The organism is Streptomyces albus subsp. albus, from assembly GCF_000719865.1.
GTDB classification, from domain to species: domain Bacteria; phylum Actinomycetota; class Actinomycetes; order Streptomycetales; family Streptomycetaceae; genus Streptomyces; species Streptomyces albus_E.
Window position 1 is genome coordinate 98824 of sequence record NZ_JOID01000014.1, and the last position, 17623, is coordinate 116446.

Consider the following 17623-nt stretch of genomic DNA (forward strand, 5'->3'; position numbering starts at 1 on the left):
GTTCCCTCGCTCCGTTCCCGCTGTGCTGCCGTGCTGTCCTGCTGCCGCGCGTGATGCGCTGCCGTGCCCGGTGCGCGTACTCGCGCGCCCGGGTGTGCCGCGCCGCCGGATCCCGCCCCGGCCCGGTGCGGTCAGCCCGCCGCTGCCGCCGCGCGGACCGCCGCGCAGATCCGGGCCACGTCCTCCTCGTCCGTGACATACGGCGGCATCGTGTAGACGAGGTCGCGGAACGGCCGCAGCCAGACGCCCTCGCGCACCGCGGCGCGTGTCGCCGCCGCCATGTCGATCTCGTGGTCGAGCTGGACGACTCCGATGGCGCCCAGGACCCGGACCTCCCGCACGCCCGGCAGCTCCTCCGCCGGGGCCAGCCCTTCCCGCAGGCCGCGCTCGATGCCGCGCACCTCGGCGCGCCAGTCCCGGGCCAGCAGCAGATCGACGGAGGCTCCCGCGACCGCCGTGGCCAGCGGGTTGCCCATGAAGGTCGGCCCGTGCGCCAGCACCGGTACCTCGCCGCGCGAGATGCCGTCCGCCACCTCCGCGGTGCACAGTGTCGCCGCCAGCGTCATCATGCCGCCGGTCAGCGCCTTCCCGAGGCACATCACGTCGGGCGCGACGCCCGCGTGGTCCGCGGCGAACAGCTCGCCGGTGCGGCCGAAGCCGGTCGCGATCTCGTCCAGCACCAGCAACACGCCGTGTTCGTCGCACGCCTCGCGCAACACCCGCAGATAGCCGGGGGAGTGGAAGCGCATGCCGCCGGCGCCCTGCACCACCGGTTCGACGACGACGGCGGCCAGTTCATCGGCGTGCTCCGCGATCAGCCCGCGCAGATGCTCCGCGTACGCCGGGTCCACGCCGGCGCCGAAGCCGGGAGGTGGCGCGTCCGCGAAGACCTGCCGGGGCAGCACCCCGGACCACAGGTGGTGCATACCGCCGTCCGGGTCGCACACCGACATCGGCTGCCAGGTGTCGCCGTGGTAGCCGCCGCGCCAGGTCAGCAGCCGCTGCTTGCGCGGCTTCCCGCGCGAACGCCAGTACTGCAAGCACATCTTGACGGCCACTTCGACGGACACCGAGCCCGAGTCGGCCAGGAAGACGTGACGCAGCGGCTCCGGGGTGATCTCCACGAGCCGGGCGGCGAGCCGCACGGCCGGCTCATGGGTGAGCCCGCCGAACATCACATGGCTCATCCGGTCCAGCTGCGCGTGCGCGGCGCCGGTCAGCGCCGGATGGCCGTAGCCGTGCACGGCCGACCACCACGACGACATCCCGTCGATCAACTCCTCCCGGCCATGGGCCGGTTCGGCCAGCCGCAGCCGCACCCCGGAGGCGGACGCCACGACGAGCGGGTCCGTACGGCCCGGCATCGGGCCGTACGGGTGCCACACGTGCCGCCGGTCCAGCTCCAGCAACTCGGCCGTGGACAGCGGCGCCGGCGCGGCGGGCCCGGCCGGTGGGGGCGGGAGCCGCTCAGGCATTGGGCGGCAGATCGGTGCCCGCCCCGCGGCGGCGCACCGCCACCAGGCCGGTACGGGCGGCACCCGCCGGCGCGCCCGCGGGAGCGCCGGCCGGCGCGGGTGCGGAAGCGGGCGCGGAGACGGAAGCGGGCGCGGAGGCCGGGGCCGCCGCCGCGTCGCCCGGAGCGGCGTCCGCCCGGTCCGGGCCCTGAGCCCCGGCCGGGGCCGCGTCCTCCCCCGCCGCCTCCCCGCAGGGTGCGCAGGCGCCGCCGTCGTGGCCGCCGCAGCCCGCCCCGGCCGCGCCCGCCCGGTGCTCCGGAAGCGTCACGGTGTCCGAGCCCTCCACCACGAAGCCCGCGTCGGCGATCATGTCGAGATCCGCCTGCCCCGCCTGTCCCTCGCTGGTCAGATAGTCGCCCAGGAAGATGGAGTTGGCGAGATGCAGCGCGAGCGGCTGCATCGACCGCAGATGCACCTCGCGGCCGCCCGCGAGCCGTACTTCCACATCCGGGCAGACGAAGCGGACCATGGCCAGGATGCGCAGGGCCCGCTGCGGGGTGAGGTTCCACTCCTCGGCCAGCGGGGTGCCCTCGAAGGGGATCAGGAAGTTGACCGGCACCGAGTCCGGGTCCAGCTCGCGCAGCGCGAACACCACGTCGACCAGGTCCTCGTCGGACTCGCCCATACCCGCGATCAGGCCGGAGCAGGCCGACAGGCCCGCGCCCTGCGCCTGCCGCACGGTGGAGACGCGGTCGGAGAAGTCGTGCGTGGTGCAGATGTCCTGGTAGGTGGCCTCGGAGGTGTTGAGGTTGTGGTTGTACGCGTCCGCGCCGGCCCGCCGCAGCCGCTCGGCCTGCCCGTCGGAGAGGAGACCGAGGCAGGCGCAGACCTCCACGCCCTCGTTCTCCTCCTTGATGGCCGCGATGGTGGCCGACACCCGGTCCACGTCCCGTTCGGTCGGCCCGCGCCCGCTCGCCACCAGGCAGACACGCTTGGCGCCGCCGGCGACTCCGGCACCGGCGGCCGCGGCGGCCTCCTCGGGCTTCAGCCAGGTGTACTTGAGGATCTCGGCCTTCGAGCCCAGCCGCTGCGAGCAGTACGAGCAGTCCTCCGGGCACAGCCCCGACTTGAGGTTGACCAGGTAGTTGAGCTTCACCCGCCGCCCGAACCACTGGCGGCGCACCCGGCCCGCGGCCGCCACCACGTCGAGCAGGTCGTCGTCGGAGGTCGCCAGCACGGCCAGCGCCTCGTCCCGCGTGGGCGGCTCGCGGCGCAGCCCCTTGTCCACCAGCGTTGTCAGCAGATCCATGGCGGAGATCCTCGCGTACCGGAGGGGGCGCGGCCAAGGAGGGATCCCACAACACCCCCGGATCGGGGTGTGGGTATCGCCACACCGTGTCGCGCCCGTGGCCGGGCTAGGTTTTGGGCAGACCCAACAGACGCGAGGATGGCCGATGCCCCAGGACGAGGAGCAGGACCGGGACCAGGATCCGGACGCCCGGGACCCGTTCGGATGGATCGACGAGGAGGCGGCCGCCCGGCGGCGGGCCGGCCTCGTCCGCGCGCTGCGCCCCCGTCCCGCCGTGTCCCCGCTGCTGGACCTGGCGTCCAACGACTACCTCGGGCTGGCCCGCCACCCCGTGGTGACCGCCGCCGCCGCCGACGCGGCGCGGCTGTGGGGAGCCGGTGCGACCGGTTCCCGGCTGGTGACCGGCAGCACCGGGCTCCACGCCGAACTGGAGGCCGAACTGGCGGACTTCTGCGGCGTCGAGGCCGCGCTCGTCCTGTCCTCCGGCTACGCGGCCAACCTCGCCGCCGTCACCGCCCTCACCGCGCGGGGCACCCTGATCGTCTCCGATTCCGCCAACCACGCCTCGCTGATCGACGGCTGCCGGCTGTCCCGCGCGGACACCGCCGTCGTTCCGCACGCCGACCCCGGCGCCGCGGCCAAGGCACTGGACGGGCACGCGGGGCGCGCCGTCGTCCTCACCGACGCGGTCTTCTCCGTCGACGGCGACGCCGCGCCGCTGGACCGGCTCGCGGCCGTCTGCCGTGAGCGCGGAGCGGCCCTGCTCGTCGACGACGCCCACGGGCTGGGCGTGCTGGGGGAGGGCGGGCGCGGTGCCGCGTACGCCGCCGGGCTCGCGGGCTCCGCGGACACGGTCGTCACCGTCACCCTGTCCAAGTCCCTCGGCAGCCAGGGCGGCGCCGTGCTGGGACAGGCCCGGGTGATCGAGCATCTCGTGAACACCGCACGGGCGTTCATCTTCGACACCGGGCTGGCGCCCGCCGCCGCCGGCGCGGCGCTCGCCGCCCTGCGGCTGCTGCGCCGGGAGCCGGAGCGGGCGGCGCGGGCCCGTGCCGTCGCCGCCTCGCTGCACGAGCGGCTGACGGCGGCCGGCCTGGCCTCCGTCCGTCCGGACGCGGCCGTGGTGTCCGTGCGGGCGCCGTCCCCGGAGGCGGCGTTGCGCTGGGCGGCCGACTGCCGGGCCGGCGGGCTGGCGGTGGGCTGCTTCCGCCCGCCGTCCGTGCCCGACGGCGTCTCGCGGCTGCGGCTCACCGCCCGCGCCGACCTGACGGAGGAGCAGGTCGACCGGGCGGTGGCCGTCGTCGTCGCGTCGGCGCCCTCCGGCTGACCGGTCCGGCCGGGCTCCTCGCGTGGCCGGGCCCGCCGCCCGGCCGGTCCGCGTCCCGTCCGCCCCTTCGCGGCGGGCGGGACGCGGACCGGCGGTGCTCAGCGCACGCGGCCGTAGCGGACGCTCTTCGTCCAGATCTTCTCCAGCTTCACGACGGAGCCGGCCTTGGGTGAGTGCCAGACCTTGCCGCTGCCGGCGTAGACCCCCACGTGGTAAACGCTGCCGCCGGAGTGGAAGAACACCAGGTCGCCCTTGGCCCGCTTGGCGGCGGAGACCCGGCTGGTGTCGTTGTACTGGGCCTGGGCCGTGCGCGGCAGCTTCTTGCCGGCCTTCTTGTACGAGTACAGCGTCAGGCCGGAGCAGTCGAAGCGCTGCGGGCCCGCGGCGCCGTACTTGTAGGGGTCGCCCTTCTGCGCCGCGGCGACGTTGAGCGCTTTCGCCCTGACCGTGGCCGCCTGGGCCTCGGAGGCCGCGCCCGGCGCCAGCACGGTGCCGGTGACCGCGGCGAGGGTGAGCGCCGATACGGCGCCGGCGCGGGTGACGCGCGCGGTGGCGCCGGCGGGCTTCCGGCGGGTGCCGGTGGTGTGCGGGGCGGTGCCGGTGGCGCTGTCGGTATGGGTGGTGCCGGTGGTGCTGTCGTGCGTCTGGACGTGAACGTGCGCGGACATGCGCAACCCTTCGTCAGCCGCCTGTGAAGGATGACCTGTCGGGTTCGGGCAGAACGAAGATGCCCGGCCGCGTCGCGGCTTCACCCCAAGGGCCGGCCGGAGGGATCCGGCCGGGCCCGGCTTGCCCGGGTCCTCCACTCCTGCCGGTCCACAATCGACCTGTCGCCCGGGACGGTGGCAGGACTCGGCGTCCGCCCGGACCGCCCCGCCTCGGCGGCGGGGGCTTGTCGTCAGCGATGGTTACGCACTCCAGGCCGATTTTCGTCACCGATCCGGCGCTATGTGAAAGTTCTCACTCTTGCCCCAACCGGGTGGATTGGGGGCCCTGTTGAGGGTCAAACCCGTCCCGTGGCCCCGCCGTGACCAGGCTCGATGCCGGAAACGGCCGACGGCTCGCGCGCGCCCGGCGCAAGCCGCACGGTCCGTCACGTCCGGTGGACGGTAGCCCGGTTGGGGGAGACCGATCGGTGATCCGTGTCACGGTGCGCCCGCGACGGTCCGTCAGCCGGAGCTCTCCGGCGGGAGGGTGACGCGCCGTGTCCGCCGTTCCCCGTCGAGCACCCGCAGGGCCCGGCCGAGGGTGGCCGTGTGCAGCTCCGTCTCGCCGCGTTCGTGCATCAGGGCCAGCGCGTCGCGCAGCCGGACGGCCCGGTCGACCAGCGCCTGCGCCGCGCGCAGACCGCCGTAGGTGTGGGAGCTCCGGGCGGGGTTGATCCGGCCGAGCAGATCCACGGTCTCCAGGTAACGGTCGATCAGCTCACCCTCGGCGCGCGTGAGGGCGGGCAGCGGCGGCAGTTCGGGCAGCGGCACGGCTCACCTCCGGCTCGCCGGTGAGGTGGACCCCTTGCGGTTCTCGACGATCCTGTCGGCCAGGCCGTACGCCACGGCCTCGCCGGCGGTGAGGATCCTGTCCCGTTCGATGTCCGAGGCGACGCGCTCCGCCGGCTGCCCGGTGTGCCGCACCAGCATTCCCTCCAGCATGGCGCGGGCCCGGCCCAGCTCGCGGGCCCTGATCTCCAGATCGTCCACCTGTCCTTCCACGGGCTCGGCCAGGGACGGCTGGCGGAGCACGGCCCGGGAGCCCGGAAGCATCAGCCGCCGGCCGGGCTCACCCGCGGCGAGCAGTACCGCGGCCTCCTCGGCCGCCTGTCCCAGGCAGATCGTCTCGATGGCGCAGCCGACGAAGAGCATCGTGTCGTAGATCGCGGTCATCGCGGTGAGCGAGCCGCCGGGGGAGTTGATGTACAGCGAGATGTCGCGGTCGGGGGCGGCGTGCTCCAGATGCATCAGCTGCGCGATGACGTCGTTGGCCGAGGTCTCGTCGACCTCGGTGCCGAGAAAGACGATGCGCTCCTCCAGAAGCCTGGAGTACGGGTCCAGCGTGCGGATTCCGCGGCTGGTGCGCTCGGTGAACTGCGGCAGCACGTAGCGGGCGGTCGGAGACTCCACGGCTGCTCCCCCTTCTTCCGTTGTCCTGATCGCCGTTCCGGCGAAAATGTACGTTCTGTTCGTCCTGTACGTCTCGTACGATGGGGAGCATGGCTTATGAGATTCCGGTGACGCAAGCCCGCGCGGAGCTGGCCGAGTTGATCAACCGCGTCGTCTACGGCGGTGAACGTGTGGTCGTGACGCGGCACGGCAAGCCGCTCGTGGCCCTGGTATCGGCCGCTGACCTGCGGCTCCTGGAGTCGGAGGAAGCCGCCGCGGAGGAGCCGGTGATCAGCACGGTGTCGGTCTTTCGCCCCGGTGTCCCGTCCGCTGCGGGCGAACGGGGCGGGTTCGGGATCGCGGCGGAGCACCGGGGCCCGGAGCCGGGCAATCCGCCGGGGCGGCAGGAGAACTGACGCGGAGTCGACGGGGCCGGGCGCGGTCACCGGGCCGTCGGATCGCGGGGGAAGGGGCCGGCGTCCGGCGGTCGCCGTCCGCGCCGGCGCGGCCCCGGCGGAGCGGCGCGAGGAGCACGGCGGCCGGCCCGGCCACCGTCCAGACCGTGAGGGTCGGGGCCGCGCCGCCCGGCGGCAGCCGAGGGCTCCGGGTTCCGGGCCGGCGCCGGCCGGTTTTCCGGAAGGCCACCGCGGCGGGTCAGGCGCGCCGGGCGGCCGGTTCCGGTCACTCCCCGGAGCCGGACCGGCCCTTCTGCTCGGCCTTGGCCTCGTTCGCGTAGCGGTCCACGTACTCCTGGCCCGAGAGCTTCATGATCTCGTACATGATCTCGTCGGTCACGGCGCGCAGCACCGCCCGCTCGCCGTCCATGCCCGCGAACCGGGAGAAGTCCATCGGCTCCCCGAAGCGGATCGTCACCCGGCCGGGCCGGGGCAGCCGGCGGCCGGGCGGCTGGATCTCGAACGTCCCCTGCATGGCGCACGGCACCACCGGCACCCCCGCACGGAGCGCCATCACGGCCACGCCCACGCGGCCCTTGTAGAGCCGCCCGTCGTGCGAGCGCGTGCCCTCCGGATAGATGCCGAGCAGCTCGCCGCTCCGCAGCACCTTGAGCCCTTCGGTGATGGCGGCCTGCCCGGCCTTCCCGCCCGACCGGTCCACCGGGATCTGCCCCACGCTGCGGAAGAAGGCGGCCGTCAGCCGGCCCTTCAGGCCGGGCCCCGTGAAGTACTCCGCCTTGGCGAGGAAGGTGATGCGGCGGGGGAGGATGGCCGGCATCAGGAAGTGGTCCGAGAAGGACAGATGATTGCCGGCGACGATCGCCGCCCCGTCCTCGGGCACATGCTCCAGGCCCTGGATCCGGGGGCGGAATGTCAGCCGCAGCAACGGCCCGAGCAGCACGTACTTGAGCACGTAATAGAACACAGGTCGGCTCCCGACTGCTCCGTATCGGCCCTGGGCTGCGTCCCGTGAGGTCCAGGGTGGAAGGCAGGAGATCAGTTTATGGGCAGGTGTCGCCGTCTGTGACCACTTCTGACCGGCCCTATGCCGGGCCCGTTCGGCACTGGTAACAGGACGTCAGAAGTGCCGGGGCGGCGCCCTTCAGCGGGGTCCGGGGCCGTCGCCTCCGGCGAGGCGGGCGGCGGTGGACCGGCGGGGGTGCGAGGGCCGGCCTCGCCCGCCGTCCGCGCCGCCCTCGGGGGGGCAGGAGTGCACCGTCGGCCCGCAGGATCTCCCGGGCGGCCCGGGCCGCGGTTCCGGCGCCCGGGTGTGCGCACCGCGGGGAGCCGGCCGGCCGGACGCGCGGGACGAGGCCCCGGTGATCCGTCCGGCCCATCAGCGTGTGCGGCCCCGCACGCTTCGTGAACACACTGGTGCGCATGGCAGCAGAGCAAAAGGTACGGACCCGGCGTACCGGTACCAAGACGGCTGAATCGCAACGAGAGTCCCGGACCGGGCCGGTTCAAGCGGCCCGGAACGCGTGCCGCGATCTGTCCGGTCTGATCGGTTACCCGGCGGAAGGCGTGTCCGCGGTGTGCCGGACCGAGGAGGGCTGGCGGGTCGACATCGACGTCCTGGAACTCCAGCGCGTCCCCGACACCACCAGCTTGCTCGCCACCTACCAGGTGGATGTCGACCAGGCAGGAGAACTGCTCCAGTACCGCCGGGTCCGCCGCTTCCGGCGCGGAGCGTCGGACGACTGGCCCGCCGGCCACCCCTGAGAGGACTCCCCTCATGACCACGACCACCTACAACGACGGCATGGTGTGCGTGCCGCGCGCCGGCACGCTCTACGACACCCTCGAACTGATCCTCGATCGCGGCATGGTGATCGACATCTTCCTCCGGGTCTCCCTGGTCGGCATCGAGATCCTCAAGATCGACGCGCGCATCGTGGTGGCCAGTGTCGACACCTATCTGCGCTTCGCCGAGGCCTGTAACCGCCTTGATCTGGAGTCCGACAACCGGAGCCGGACCGTCCCCGAACTCTTCGGCGGTGCCGGCGGCGTGGCGGGCGCGGTCGGCAAGAAGAAGGCGAGCAAGGCCGCCGGATCGCTCGGCGAGAAGGTGCGGCAGGTGGTCGGCGGCGAGTCCGGGGAGGACGAGGAAGAGGAGGGCGGGACGGAGGCGGCGGAGGAGCGGCCCGCGCCCCGCAAGCGCACCGCCGCCCGGAAGCGCACCGAGAGCCGCGGTACCTCCCGCAGCCGCTCGACGTCGAAGAAGGGCTGACCCATGACCGCAGCGGGCCTCTACGTCTACGGCGTCGTCCGGACCGGACACCCCCTGCCCGCCGGGCGGCGGGGGGTCGGCGACCCGCCCGGACCGCTCCGGCTGATCCGCCACGGCGCGATCGCGGCGGTCGCCGGCCCGGCGCCGCCCGGTCTCCGGGCCCGGCGCCGGGACCTGTTGGCGCACCAGGAACTCCTGCTGGCGCTCGCCGCCGACGGCCCCGTCCTCCCGATGCGCTTCGGCATGGTGGCCCCCGACGAGGACACCGTGCTGCGGGACCTGGCCGCCGGCGAACAGGAGCGGTCCGCCGCGCTGACCCGCCTCGACGGCCGGTGCGAACTCAACCTCAAGGCCTCACCGGTGGAGGACGGGCTGGCCGCCCTCCTGCGGGAGGACGAGGGGGTCCGGCGGCTCCGGGACGAGGTGCGCGGCCGCCCGAGCTACCAGGGCAGCCTCCGGCTGGGCGAATCGGTGGCCGCGGGGCTCACCCGCCGCGCGAAGGCCGCCGTCGAGCAGGTGCTGCGCGCCTGTGCCCCGCTGGCCGAACAGCTCGTCGAGGGCCCGGACGTACAGGGGTGCGTACGGAACGTCTCCTTCCTCGTCGGCCGGGACAACGAGGCCCCGTTCCGGGCGGCGGTGGAGCGCTTGGCCGCCGAGCACCGGGACGCGGTCGAGCTGCGGCTCACCGGACCGCTGCCCTGCTACAGCTTCGCCGACCCCGGCTCCGTACCGGCGACGGCCTGACATGGGACTGCTGACCGAACTGGCCCTGCTGCCGCTGGCCCCCGTGCGGGGCGTCGTGTGGATCGCCAACCGCATGACGGACGCCGCCGAGGACGAACTGCACGATCCCGCGGCGGTCCGCGCGCGGCTCGTCGTGCTCAACCAGGCGCTGGAGAACGGGGAGATCGGCATGGAGGAGTTCGAGCGCGAGGAGGAACGACTGCTGGATCTGCTGGAACGGCGATCCGGACCGGCCGTGGTAGGAGCGGAAAGAGGAACGGGACACCACTGATGAACGAGAACACCAAATCCGCACTCGCTGCGGGCGTCGTGGGCGGCTACATCCTGGGACGGACCCGGAAGGCGAAGCTCGTCCTGGGGCTGGCCTCCTTCCTCGTCGGCCGGGGACTGGGGATCAGCCCGCAGAGCATCGTCACCGACGGCGTGCGCAAACTGACGTCGTCCCCGCAGCTCGGTTCACTGGGCGAGCAGGTGCGCGGGGAACTGCTGTCCGCGGGCAAGGCGGCGGCCGCGGCCGCCGCCAACCGCCGGCTCGACTCGCTGGCGGACGCCATCCAGGAGCGGACCCGGGCCCTCCAGGAGGACACCGAGGAAGGCGAAGAGGGAGAGGAAGAAGAGCCGGAGGAGGAGGGGCCCGAGGCCGAGGAGGAAGAGGAGGAGGGCCCCGAGGCCGAGGAGGAAGAAGAGGAAGAGGAGCAGGAGGAGGAAGAAGAGGGCCCCGAGGCCGAGGAGGAAGAAGAGGAGGAGCCCGAAGAGGAGGAAGAGGAAGAGGAGGAGCCCGAAGCCGAGGAGGAGCGGCCGGCCCGCAAGACCGGCCGAAAGCCGGCACGAAAGAAGCCGGAAGCCCGGAAACCGGAGCAGAAGAAGGCCGCGCAGAAGAAGCCCGCGGAGAAGAAGCCGGCGCGGAAGAAGGCACAGCCGAAGAAGGAAACCGCCGAGAAGCCGGCTGCCAAGAAGCAGGCCGCCAAGAGAGCCCAGAAGAAGGCTCCGGCAAGGAAGGCTCCGGCGCAGAAGAAACCGCAGGGGAGAAAAGCACCCGCCAAGAAGACCGCTCCGGCGAAGAAGACCGCAGCGAAGAGGACATCTGCCCGCAAGGCCACGGCGGAGAAGTCGGCCGCCCGGTCCGGCCGTCGGAGGTAGCGGATCATGCCCGATAAGGACCAGAACGGGAACGGATCCGGTATCGACCGGCTCCGTAAGGAGTTCGGCGACTACCTCGGCGCCAAGTCGCAGCGGTTGGTGGAATCGGCGGGCGGTCGGTTGTCCGACCTCACCGGACGTCTCACCGACGCGGCCGAGAACGGCGGCACGCTGCCCAAGGTCGGCGCCCGCGTGCTGGGCGGGGAATCCCCGGCGAAAGCGTTCATGGGCGAGAAGGCCAAGGGAGTAAAGGACACCATCGTGGGCAAGGCCAAGGACGCGGTCGGCGCCGGGGGTGGCGAGGGCAAGGGCAAGAAGAAGCCCGGCGACGTCAAGGTCACGAACATCGTCGAAACCCTCGACGTCGGCCTCTCGCTGCGCACCTGCTACGACTACTGGTGCCAGTTCGAGGACTTCAGCGGCTTCATGAAGGGCGTTCGCCACGTCTCCAAGTCGGACGAGGTGACCTCGGACTGGAAGGCCAAGGTCGGCCCGTCGACCCGCGGCTGGCAGGCGACGATCGACGAGCAGATCCCGGATGAACGCATCGTCTGGAACTCCGAGGGCGCCAAGGGCACCACCCGGGGATGCGTCTCCTTCCACGAACTGGCGCCGAACCTCACGCGCATCGTGGTCGTCGTGGAGTACTACCCCTCCGGCTTCTTCGAGAAGACCGCCAACATCTGGCGGGCCCAGGGCCGCCGGCTGCGGCTCGACCTCAAGCACTTCCAGCGGTACGTGACGCTGGGCGCCGAGGAGGAGCCCGAGGGCTGGCGCGGTGAGATCCGCGACGGCGAGGTGGTCCGCAGCCACGAGGACGCGATGGAAGAGGAGGAACGCGAGGGCGAGGAGGAGGAGCCCGAGGGCGAGGAAGGCGAGGAAGAGCAGGAGGGCGAGGAGGAGCCCGACGGCGAGGAAGAGGACGAGGAGGAAGAAGGAGAGGAGGACGAGGAGGACGAGGAGGACGAGGAAGAAGAGGAAGAAGAGGAAGAAGAGGACGACGAGTACGACGAGGACGGGGAAGAGGGCGACGAGGAGGACGAGGAGTACGAGGCGGAGGACGAGGAAGAGGAGTGAGCGGGCGCGATGACCACGACGATTGAGACCCCGCACACGCCGGGTTCGGGAGCCTGCTGTACCTACGGCCCCACCACGGCCAACCTCGCCGACATTCTCGAACGCGTGCTGGACAAGGGCATCGTGATCGCCGGTGACATCAAGATCGATCTCCTCGACATCGAACTGCTGACGATCCGGATCCGGCTCTTCGTCTCCTCCGTCGACACGGCCCGCAAGGCCGGGATCAACTGGTGGGAGACGGACCCGGCACTCTCCACCCGCGCCCAGCAGGACCAGCTCGCCGAGGAGAACCAGGTCCTCCGGGAACGGATCGCGGCTCTGGAACGGGGCTCCGGAGAGCCGGAGGAGCGGGGCGCCGGGCAGAGGGAGCGTGCCCGGGTATGACCTCGCCCCCGGCCCCGCTTCGGGCCTCGTACCCGTCCGTGACCCCGGCTCCGACCGTGACCGCGACCGATCCGGCCGCCGGCGCCCCCGCGACCCGGGTGGCCCCCGCCGCCGTCCCGGCCGCCCCGGCGGCCGTCTCCGCCGGCTCCACGCTCACCTGCGTCTTCGTGGTCTGCCGGGACGGCGATCCCGCCCCGGCTCTCGCCACGACCCCCGGCCACCGCGGCGGCGGACCTCTTCGCACTCTCCCGGTGGGCCCGTTGACGGCGGTCGTGCAGGACGTGCCCGCGGCGGAGTTCTCCGAGGAGGCCCTGCGCAAGCGGCTGTCCGACCCCGGCGAGCTGGAGCTCTGCGCCCGGGGACACCACGCGGTGGTGGCCGCGGTGGCCGGCCGATCGTCCGCGATCCCCTTTCCCCTCGCCACCCTCTACCGCGAGGACGGGCGCGTCCGCGCGGCGCTGCGGGCCAAGGAGCAGCGGCTGCACGCCGTGTTCGACCGGATCGCGGGCCGCGTGGAATGGGGCGTCAAGGTCTACGCCGCCCCGCTTCCCGCCAACGCCGGCACCGCCCCCGCGACCGGCACGGCCCCGTCGACCGGCACGGCCCCGGACGCCGAGGCGCCCGCCCCCGGCGCGGGCCGCGCCTATCTCGCGCGGGTACGCGGCCGGCACCGTGCCCGGGAGGACCGGCAGAACGCCGCCCTGCGTGCCGCCGAGCAGGTGGACGCCGCCCTGCGCGGCGTCTCGGCGGCCGCCCGGCGCCTGCGGATCCACGATCCCCGGCCGGCCGGCGACCCGCGCGCACAGCTGCTGAACGCGGCCTATCTGATCGACCGGGACCGCGACGAGACCGTCGCCGCCGTCCTCCAGCGGCTGCGGGCGGACCCCGGTACCGCCAGCGTGCACATCGAGGTCACCGGACCCTGGGTGCCCTACTCCTTCGCAGCCACCGGGGAGGACGAGGGTGACGGCTGACACGGTCGCCGGGACGGCCCCGGCACGCACGCTGTCCTGGGACGAACGCCCCGAGGGAGCCGTCGGCCCGATCGGCGTACCGCTGGTGGACCTCCTGGACCGGGTCCTGGCCACCGGTGTCGTCATCAGCGGCGACATCGTCATCGCCATCGCCGAGGTGCCCCTGGTGCGGGTCTCGCTGCACGCGCTGCTCTCCTCGGTCAGCGAGCGGATGCCCGCCCCCTGGCCCGACGGAGGACCGCTGTGAGCGGCGGCCGCCGGCTGGACGTGGAACCCGACACCGTCGGGCGGGACCTGGTGGCCCTCGTCCTCACCGTCGTCGAACTGCTCCGGCAGCTGATGGAGCGGCAGGCGATCCGCCGCGTCGAGGAGGACGACCTCACCGAGGACCAGATCGAGCGGATCGGGACGACCCTGATGCTGCTGGAGGAGCGGATGGCCGAACTCCGCGAGCGGTTCGGGCTGCGCCCCGAGGACCTCAACCTCGACCTGGGCCCGCTGGGGACCCTGCTGCCCCGCGACTGACGGTGCCGGGCTGTGCCCGGGAGCCGAAGCCGCCCATCGGGAGCGGCGGCCCGCGGCCCGCGCCGCGCTCGCGCGCACCGGGCCGAGGGTCCGACGGCCAGTGGCCGAGGACAGGGCGGCGACGGCGAGGGGGGGCGGGGTTCCGGCACGGTGCGCAGTGGGGCGGGCAGGCGGTGCGGACCCTGCTCGCCCTCAGGGCTGCCCGTTCGCCCCACTCCCCGCGGCCCGGTGCGGAGGGGGGTGCAGCATCGTCCGAGCGGTTCGGGCAGGCCGACGGGTGCCGGTCCGCTCTCGTCCCGGAGCGGGTCCTCCGGTGCCCCGTCGCCGCGCGGCGGCCGGAGCGCGCCGGGCTCACCGGGCGCGTGACGGAATGACGCCGGTCACCAACGGTGCCCGCGGTCCCCGCGGCCGCGCCCTCCCCGCAGGCGGAACCGGGCATAAGCGCTCCGTGCGCCACTGCGCACCGTGCCGGAACCCCATCCCCACCCCCACCGCCACCCCTGGCGCTACAGGACGGCGGGGGAGCCGCGGCAGCCGAACGGCGGGACAGAGACAGTGCGGGCAGTGCCCGGGCCCGACGATCGCCGGGCGCCCTCAGCGGCCCCGCAGGGCCACCATGCCGGCCGTGACCCCGGCCAGCACGATCCAGCCGAACCACAGCCAGCCGCTGCCGCCGAGGGCCACCGTGTACGCGGTCACCACGACCAGGGCGGCCACCGTGGCGATCGTCATCGCCTTCACAGATGGGGGCATGCCGCATCCTCCTCCCGGCCGTCCCCGCGCGGACGCGCGGACCGCGGCCAGGAGACCATCGTCACCCGGAAGCGGCCTCCACCGCTACCGACCGCGTGACTGGAGTGACGCCAGGTAGGCGTTGTAGGCGGCCAGCTCCTGGTCGCCGTCCCGGTCCGCCGCCCGGTCGGAGCGCCGGGCCTGCCGCTCCTCCGAGCCGTGCCACTGGTAGAGCAGGGCCACCAGCACGATCACCGAGGGGATCTCGCTGAACGCCCAGGCGATGCCGCCCGCCGCCTGCTGGTCGGCCAGCGCGTCGAGTCCCAGCGACACGGGCGGGTCGGCGTACGTCCCGACCATCGGCGCGGTCGCCATCATCAGCGCGATGCCGAAGAACGCGTGGAACGGCATCCCGGCGAAGAGTTCGAGCATGCGCATGATGTAGCCCGGACGGTGCGGCCCCGGGTCCACGCCCATGATCGGCCAGAAGAAGGCCAGGCCCACCGCCAGGAAGTGGACCATCATCGCGATGTGCCCGGCCGTGCTGCCCATGAGCCAGTCGAAGAGCGGGGTGAAGTAGAGACCGTAGAGACTGGCGATGAACATCGGGATGGTGAACGCCGGATGCGAGATGATCCGCACATAGCGGCTGTGCAGCAGCGCCACCAGCAGCTCGCGCGGGCCCTTGTGGCCGCGGGGCGCCGTCGGCAGGGCGCGCAGCGCGAGGGTCACCGGCGCGCCGAGCAGCAGCAGGATCGGCGAGACCATGCTGATCACCATGTGCTGCACCATGTGCACGCTGAACATGACCATGCCGTACTCGTTGAGCCCGGTGGACATCACCAGCACGATGCTGGCAAGACCCGTGACCCAGGCGACCGTACGCCCCACGGGCCAGGCGTCGCCGCGCCGCCGCAGCCGGAGCACGGCCCAGCCGTAGAGGGCCAGCGCGACCAGGCAGGCGGCGAGGAAGAACGGGTCGCCCGTGAACTCCAGGCCGCGGGCGAGGGTGAAGGGCGGCAGATCCATGGTCATGCCGTGTTCGCCGTGATCCATCCGCTCTCTCCTCTTGCGCGGGAATACCGCTTTCGCGGGGGTTCCGCGCGATCCGCGCCCTCCGCAGCCACCAGAGTAGAACCGCCCCCGGCCGGGATCCCGGCCGGGGGCGTTCCAGAGGGTTCCGCAAGCGTTCCGGCCGGTCTACAGCACGGTCTCGGCCTCGGCGTACCGCTCCCGCGGCACGGTCTTCAGCGACTCGACCGCCTCGGCTATCGGGATCAGCCGGATGTCGGTGCCCCGCAGCGCGGTGATCCTGCCGAACTCCCGGCGGTGCACCGCCTCCACGGCGTGCCAGCCGAAGCGGGTGGCCAGCACCCGGTCGTACGCGGTGGGGGTGCCGCCGCGCTGGACGTGGCCGAGGATGACCGGGCGGGCCTCCTTGCCGAGCCGGTGCTCCAGCTCGGTGGAGAGCTGCCGGGCGACGCCGGCGAACCGCTCGTGTCCGTAGATGTCCTTGCCGCCGATGTCGAAGTCCATCGAGCCGGCGCGGGGCTTGGCGCCCTCGGCGACGACGACGATCGCGAACTTCTTCCCGGCCAGGAACCGCTTGCCGACCCGGGCGGTCAGCTCGTCGATGTCGAAGGGCCGCTCGGGGACGACGATGGCGTGGGCGCCGGCCGCCATGCCGGAGTGCAGCGCGATCCAGCCGGTGTGCCGGCCCATGACCTCGACGATCAGCACCCGCTGATGGGACTCGGCGGTGGTCTTGAGCCGGTCCAGCGCCTCGGTGGCGACGCCCACCGCGGTGTCGAACCCGAAGGTGACGTCGGTGCCGGCGATGTCGTTGTCGATCGTCTTGGGCACCCCGACGATCGGCAGCCCGGCGTCGGAGAGCAGCCGCGCCGCCTTGAGCGTCCCCTCGCCGCCGATCGGGATGACGGCGTCCAGGCCGAGCTCCTCGACATGGCCGCGGGCCCGCTCCACCCCGTCCACCAGGTGGGCCGGCTGGACGCGGGAGGAGCCGAGGATGGTGCCGCCGCGGGCGAGGATGCCGCTCACCGCGTCCAGGTCCAGCGTGCGGTAGTCGGCCTCCAGCAGGCCCTTCCAGCCGTCGTTGAATCCGATGACCTCGTCGCCGTGGTCCGCGACGGCGCGGTGCACGACCGAGCGGATGACGGCGTTCAGACCGGGGCAGTCGCCGCCGGACGTGAGCACACCAATACGCATGGCGTATCCCAACCTCTGCAACTCAACCGGAGACCGGACGCCGTCGTCCGGTTGGATCCCCGCCACCCTACAAGCGCGGGGTGGCGGGGCGCGGCGTTGTCCGAGGAGCGGACCGGACTGTTCATCCCGCCGTCAACCGGCACCGGCCCCGGAAGCCGGAAGCCGACCACCCGCGGCCGGCGGCCGGCCCGGCGGCGGCACACTCCCGTCCCGGCTCAGGCGGGCTGGGTCGCCGCGGCGATCCGCTCCTGGCGCAGCGCCTCGTACCAGCGGTCGTCGGTCGGCGGCAGCGCGTTCACGTCGAGGGCCAGCTTGAGCAGCAGATCGGCGATCTGCGGATTGCGGGCCAGCACCGGGCCGTGCATGTACGTGCCGAAGACGGTGTCGTTGTACGCGCCCTCCGTGCCGTCGCCCGTGCCGTTCCCGTTGCCGAAGCGGACCCGCGCGAAGGGGCGCGCGGTCGGGCCGAGGTGGGTGACGCCCTGGTGGTTCTCGAAGCCCGTCAGCGGCGGAAGATTCAGCCGGCCGTCGATGTCGGCCAGGACGTCGCCGACGCACCGGGCGGCCTCGCCCCGGGTGCTCACCACGTCCAGCAGGCCGAGCCCCGGCTCCTTCTCGCCCAGGTCGTTGATGAACTCGTGGCCCAGGATCTGGTAGCCGGCGCAGACCGAGAAGACGATCGCGCCGTTGGCCACGGCCCGGTTCAGGCCGCCGTCGCGGCGCAGCCGCTCGGCCGCCAGCCGCTGCGGCCGGTCCTCGCCGCCGCCGATCAGATAGATGTCGCCGGAGGTGGGCACCGGCTGGTCGCTGCGGACGTCCACGCGGGAGACCTCCAGGCCCCGCTGGCGGGCCCGCCGCTCCACCACCAGGGCGTTGCCCTGGTCGCCGTACGTGCTCAGCAGGTCCGGGTAGACCCAGACCAGGCGCAGGCTGCTGTCGCTCATGCT

The 17623-nt window shown here is 73.2% G+C and carries 22 protein-coding genes; 12 read left to right on the forward strand and 10 right to left on the reverse strand.

Annotated elements, in window-relative coordinates; genetic code table 11:
- Positions 1 to 131 precede the first annotated feature (131 nt).
- Complete coding sequence (locus IF83_RS0115515; protein WP_051722801.1) at positions 132 to 1475, reverse strand: adenosylmethionine--8-amino-7-oxononanoate transaminase; 1344 nt, start codon at positions 1473 to 1475, stop codon at positions 132 to 134.
- Complete coding sequence (gene bioB / locus IF83_RS0115520) at positions 1468 to 2763, reverse strand: biotin synthase BioB (RefSeq protein ID WP_030544772.1); 1296 nt, start codon at positions 2761 to 2763, stop codon at positions 1468 to 1470. Before bioB ends, IF83_RS0115515 begins: the two co-directional genes overlap by 8 nt.
- A 145-nt stretch (positions 2764 to 2908) precedes the next feature.
- Here bioB and IF83_RS0115525 point away from each other — a divergent pair, with 145 nt between their 5' ends.
- Entirely contained in the window at positions 2909 to 4090 is a 1182-nt protein-coding gene (locus IF83_RS0115525) for an 8-amino-7-oxononanoate synthase (RefSeq protein WP_051722802.1), read from the forward strand.
- A 98-nt stretch (positions 4091 to 4188) separates the two neighbouring features.
- On the opposite strand, the gene IF83_RS0115530 is transcribed toward IF83_RS0115525, so the two are convergent.
- The 3 genes from IF83_RS0115530 to IF83_RS0115540 all read right to left on the reverse strand — a co-directional run bounded on the left by IF83_RS0115530 (position 4189) and on the right by IF83_RS0115540 (position 6207).
- Complete coding sequence (locus IF83_RS0115530; protein ID WP_078843505.1) at positions 4189 to 4758, reverse strand: C40 family peptidase; 570 nt, start codon at positions 4756 to 4758, stop codon at positions 4189 to 4191.
- Positions 4759 to 5259: 501 nt separating this feature from the next.
- Positions 5260 to 5568: a hypothetical protein gene (locus IF83_RS0115535; protein WP_030544775.1), complete on the reverse strand. Its 309-nt coding sequence runs from the start codon at positions 5566 to 5568 to the stop codon at positions 5260 to 5262.
- A 3-nt stretch (positions 5569 to 5571) separates the two neighbouring features.
- Complete coding sequence (locus tag IF83_RS0115540; RefSeq protein ID WP_030544776.1) at positions 5572 to 6207, reverse strand: ATP-dependent Clp protease proteolytic subunit; 636 nt, start codon at positions 6205 to 6207, stop codon at positions 5572 to 5574.
- Positions 6208 to 6296: 89 nt separating this feature from the next.
- Here IF83_RS0115540 and IF83_RS0115545 point away from each other — a divergent pair, with 89 nt between their 5' ends.
- Positions 6297 to 6602 (forward strand): type II toxin-antitoxin system Phd/YefM family antitoxin, encoded by a 306-nt coding sequence (locus tag IF83_RS0115545; protein WP_030544777.1) that lies wholly within the window; start codon positions 6297 to 6299, stop codon positions 6600 to 6602.
- A 265-nt stretch (positions 6603 to 6867) separates the two neighbouring features.
- Here the strand turns inward: IF83_RS0115545 and IF83_RS0115550 are convergent, their stop codons facing one another.
- Positions 6868 to 7566 (reverse strand): lysophospholipid acyltransferase family protein, encoded by a 699-nt coding sequence (locus IF83_RS0115550; protein WP_030544778.1) that lies wholly within the window; start codon positions 7564 to 7566, stop codon positions 6868 to 6870.
- 455 nt (positions 7567 to 8021) lie between these two features.
- Between IF83_RS0115550 and IF83_RS0115555 the strand changes: the two genes are divergently transcribed.
- The 10 genes from IF83_RS0115555 to IF83_RS0115600 are packed head-to-tail and all read left to right on the forward strand — an operon-like array spanning position 8022 to position 13718.
- The gene (locus tag IF83_RS0115555) at positions 8022 to 8363 is read left to right on the forward strand and encodes a gas vesicle protein GvpO (RefSeq protein ID WP_030544779.1); all 342 of its coding nucleotides are present in this window, start codon (positions 8022 to 8024) and stop codon (positions 8361 to 8363) included.
- Positions 8364 to 8376: 13 nt separating this feature from the next.
- Positions 8377 to 8871: a gas vesicle protein GvpJ gene (gvpJ, locus tag IF83_RS0115560; RefSeq protein WP_030544780.1), complete on the forward strand. Its 495-nt coding sequence runs from the start codon at positions 8377 to 8379 to the stop codon at positions 8869 to 8871.
- Positions 8872 to 8874: 3 nt separating this feature from the next.
- Positions 8875 to 9615, forward strand: a complete 741-nt coding sequence (locus IF83_RS0115565; protein WP_030544781.1) for a GvpL/GvpF family gas vesicle protein — start codon at positions 8875 to 8877, stop codon at positions 9613 to 9615.
- A 1-nt stretch (position 9616) separates the two neighbouring features.
- Complete coding sequence (locus tag IF83_RS0115570) at positions 9617 to 9886, forward strand: gas vesicle protein GvpG (protein ID WP_051722803.1); 270 nt, start codon at positions 9617 to 9619, stop codon at positions 9884 to 9886.
- A complete protein-coding gene (locus IF83_RS34310) occupies positions 9886 to 10755 on the forward strand; it encodes a histone H1-like repetitive region-containing protein (RefSeq protein ID WP_030544783.1) in 870 nt (289 codons plus the stop codon). The genes IF83_RS0115570 and IF83_RS34310 overlap by 1 nt, the downstream gene beginning before the upstream one ends.
- A gap of 6 nt (positions 10756 to 10761) precedes the next feature.
- Positions 10762 to 11832 (forward strand): SRPBCC family protein, encoded by a 1071-nt coding sequence (locus IF83_RS0115580; protein WP_037680108.1) that lies wholly within the window; start codon positions 10762 to 10764, stop codon positions 11830 to 11832.
- Positions 11833 to 11841: 9 nt separating this feature from the next.
- Positions 11842 to 12219 carry a gas vesicle protein gene (locus IF83_RS0115585; RefSeq protein WP_030544785.1) on the forward strand — a complete coding sequence of 126 codons (378 nt, stop codon included), beginning with the start codon at positions 11842 to 11844 and terminating at the stop codon, positions 12217 to 12219.
- Positions 12220 to 12275: 56 nt separating this feature from the next.
- On the forward strand, positions 12276 to 13193 hold the full coding sequence (locus tag IF83_RS0115590) for a GvpL/GvpF family gas vesicle protein (RefSeq protein ID WP_244177088.1): 918 nt from the start codon (positions 12276 to 12278) through the stop codon (positions 13191 to 13193).
- 31 nt (positions 13194 to 13224) lie between these two features.
- A complete protein-coding gene (locus IF83_RS0115595; RefSeq protein WP_030544787.1) occupies positions 13225 to 13440 on the forward strand; it encodes a gas vesicle protein in 216 nt (71 codons plus the stop codon).
- Positions 13437 to 13718 carry a gas vesicle protein K gene (locus IF83_RS0115600; RefSeq protein WP_030544788.1) on the forward strand — a complete coding sequence of 94 codons (282 nt, stop codon included), beginning with the start codon at positions 13437 to 13439 and terminating at the stop codon, positions 13716 to 13718. Before IF83_RS0115595 ends, IF83_RS0115600 begins: the two co-directional genes overlap by 4 nt.
- A 594-nt stretch (positions 13719 to 14312) precedes the next feature.
- Here the strand turns inward: IF83_RS0115600 and IF83_RS34090 are convergent.
- The 4 genes from IF83_RS34090 to IF83_RS0115620 form a co-directional block, all read right to left on the reverse strand.
- Positions 14313 to 14471, reverse strand: a complete 159-nt coding sequence (locus tag IF83_RS34090; RefSeq protein ID WP_030544789.1) for a hypothetical protein — start codon at positions 14469 to 14471, stop codon at positions 14313 to 14315.
- A gap of 84 nt (positions 14472 to 14555) precedes the next feature.
- On the reverse strand, positions 14556 to 15506 hold the full coding sequence (locus tag IF83_RS0115610) for a cytochrome c oxidase assembly protein (protein ID WP_030544790.1): 951 nt from the start codon (positions 15504 to 15506) through the stop codon (positions 14556 to 14558).
- A 144-nt stretch (positions 15507 to 15650) separates the two neighbouring features.
- Positions 15651 to 16676 (reverse strand): 6-phosphofructokinase, encoded by a 1026-nt coding sequence (locus IF83_RS0115615; protein ID WP_030544791.1) that lies wholly within the window; start codon positions 16674 to 16676, stop codon positions 15651 to 15653.
- Between the two features lie 215 nt (positions 16677 to 16891).
- On the reverse strand, positions 16892 to 17620 hold the full coding sequence (locus IF83_RS0115620; protein ID WP_030544792.1) for a type 1 glutamine amidotransferase: 729 nt from the start codon (positions 17618 to 17620) through the stop codon (positions 16892 to 16894).
- Positions 17621 to 17623 lie beyond the last annotated feature (3 nt).

What these genes read in the sequence shown, in the direction of transcription:
- IF83_RS0115515 (WP_051722801.1), bottom strand. Translation starts at nt 1,475, where the DNA reads ATGCCTGAGCGGCTCCCGCCCCCACCGGCCGGGCCCGCCGCGCCGGCG.
- bioB (WP_030544772.1), bottom strand. Translation starts at nt 2,763, where the DNA reads ATGGATCTGCTGACAACGCTGGTGGACAAGGGGCTGCGCCGCGAGCCG.
- IF83_RS0115525 (WP_051722802.1), top strand. Translation starts at nt 2,909, where the DNA reads ATGCCCCAGGACGAGGAGCAGGACCGGGACCAGGATCCGGACGCCCGG.
- IF83_RS0115530 (WP_078843505.1), bottom strand. Translation starts at nt 4,758, where the DNA reads ATGTCCGCGCACGTTCACGTCCAGACGCACGACAGCACCACCGGCACC.
- IF83_RS0115545 (WP_030544777.1), top strand. Translation starts at nt 6,297, where the DNA reads ATGGCTTATGAGATTCCGGTGACGCAAGCCCGCGCGGAGCTGGCCGAG.
- IF83_RS0115555 (WP_030544779.1), top strand. Translation starts at nt 8,022, where the DNA reads ATGGCAGCAGAGCAAAAGGTACGGACCCGGCGTACCGGTACCAAGACG.
- gvpJ (WP_030544780.1), top strand. Translation starts at nt 8,377, where the DNA reads ATGACCACGACCACCTACAACGACGGCATGGTGTGCGTGCCGCGCGCC.
- IF83_RS0115565 (WP_030544781.1), top strand. Translation starts at nt 8,875, where the DNA reads ATGACCGCAGCGGGCCTCTACGTCTACGGCGTCGTCCGGACCGGACAC.
- IF83_RS0115570 (WP_051722803.1), top strand. Translation starts at nt 9,617, where the DNA reads ATGGGACTGCTGACCGAACTGGCCCTGCTGCCGCTGGCCCCCGTGCGG.
- IF83_RS34310 (WP_030544783.1), top strand. Translation starts at nt 9,886, where the DNA reads ATGAACGAGAACACCAAATCCGCACTCGCTGCGGGCGTCGTGGGCGGC.
- IF83_RS0115580 (WP_037680108.1), top strand. Translation starts at nt 10,762, where the DNA reads ATGCCCGATAAGGACCAGAACGGGAACGGATCCGGTATCGACCGGCTC.
- IF83_RS0115585 (WP_030544785.1), top strand. Translation starts at nt 11,842, where the DNA reads ATGACCACGACGATTGAGACCCCGCACACGCCGGGTTCGGGAGCCTGC.
- IF83_RS34090 (WP_030544789.1), bottom strand. Translation starts at nt 14,471, where the DNA reads ATGCCCCCATCTGTGAAGGCGATGACGATCGCCACGGTGGCCGCCCTG.
- IF83_RS0115610 (WP_030544790.1), bottom strand. Translation starts at nt 15,506, where the DNA reads ATGGATCACGGCGAACACGGCATGACCATGGATCTGCCGCCCTTCACC.
- IF83_RS0115615 (WP_030544791.1), bottom strand. Translation starts at nt 16,676, where the DNA reads ATGCGTATTGGTGTGCTCACGTCCGGCGGCGACTGCCCCGGTCTGAAC.
- IF83_RS0115620 (WP_030544792.1), bottom strand. Translation starts at nt 17,620, where the DNA reads ATGAGCGACAGCAGCCTGCGCCTGGTCTGGGTCTACCCGGACCTGCTG.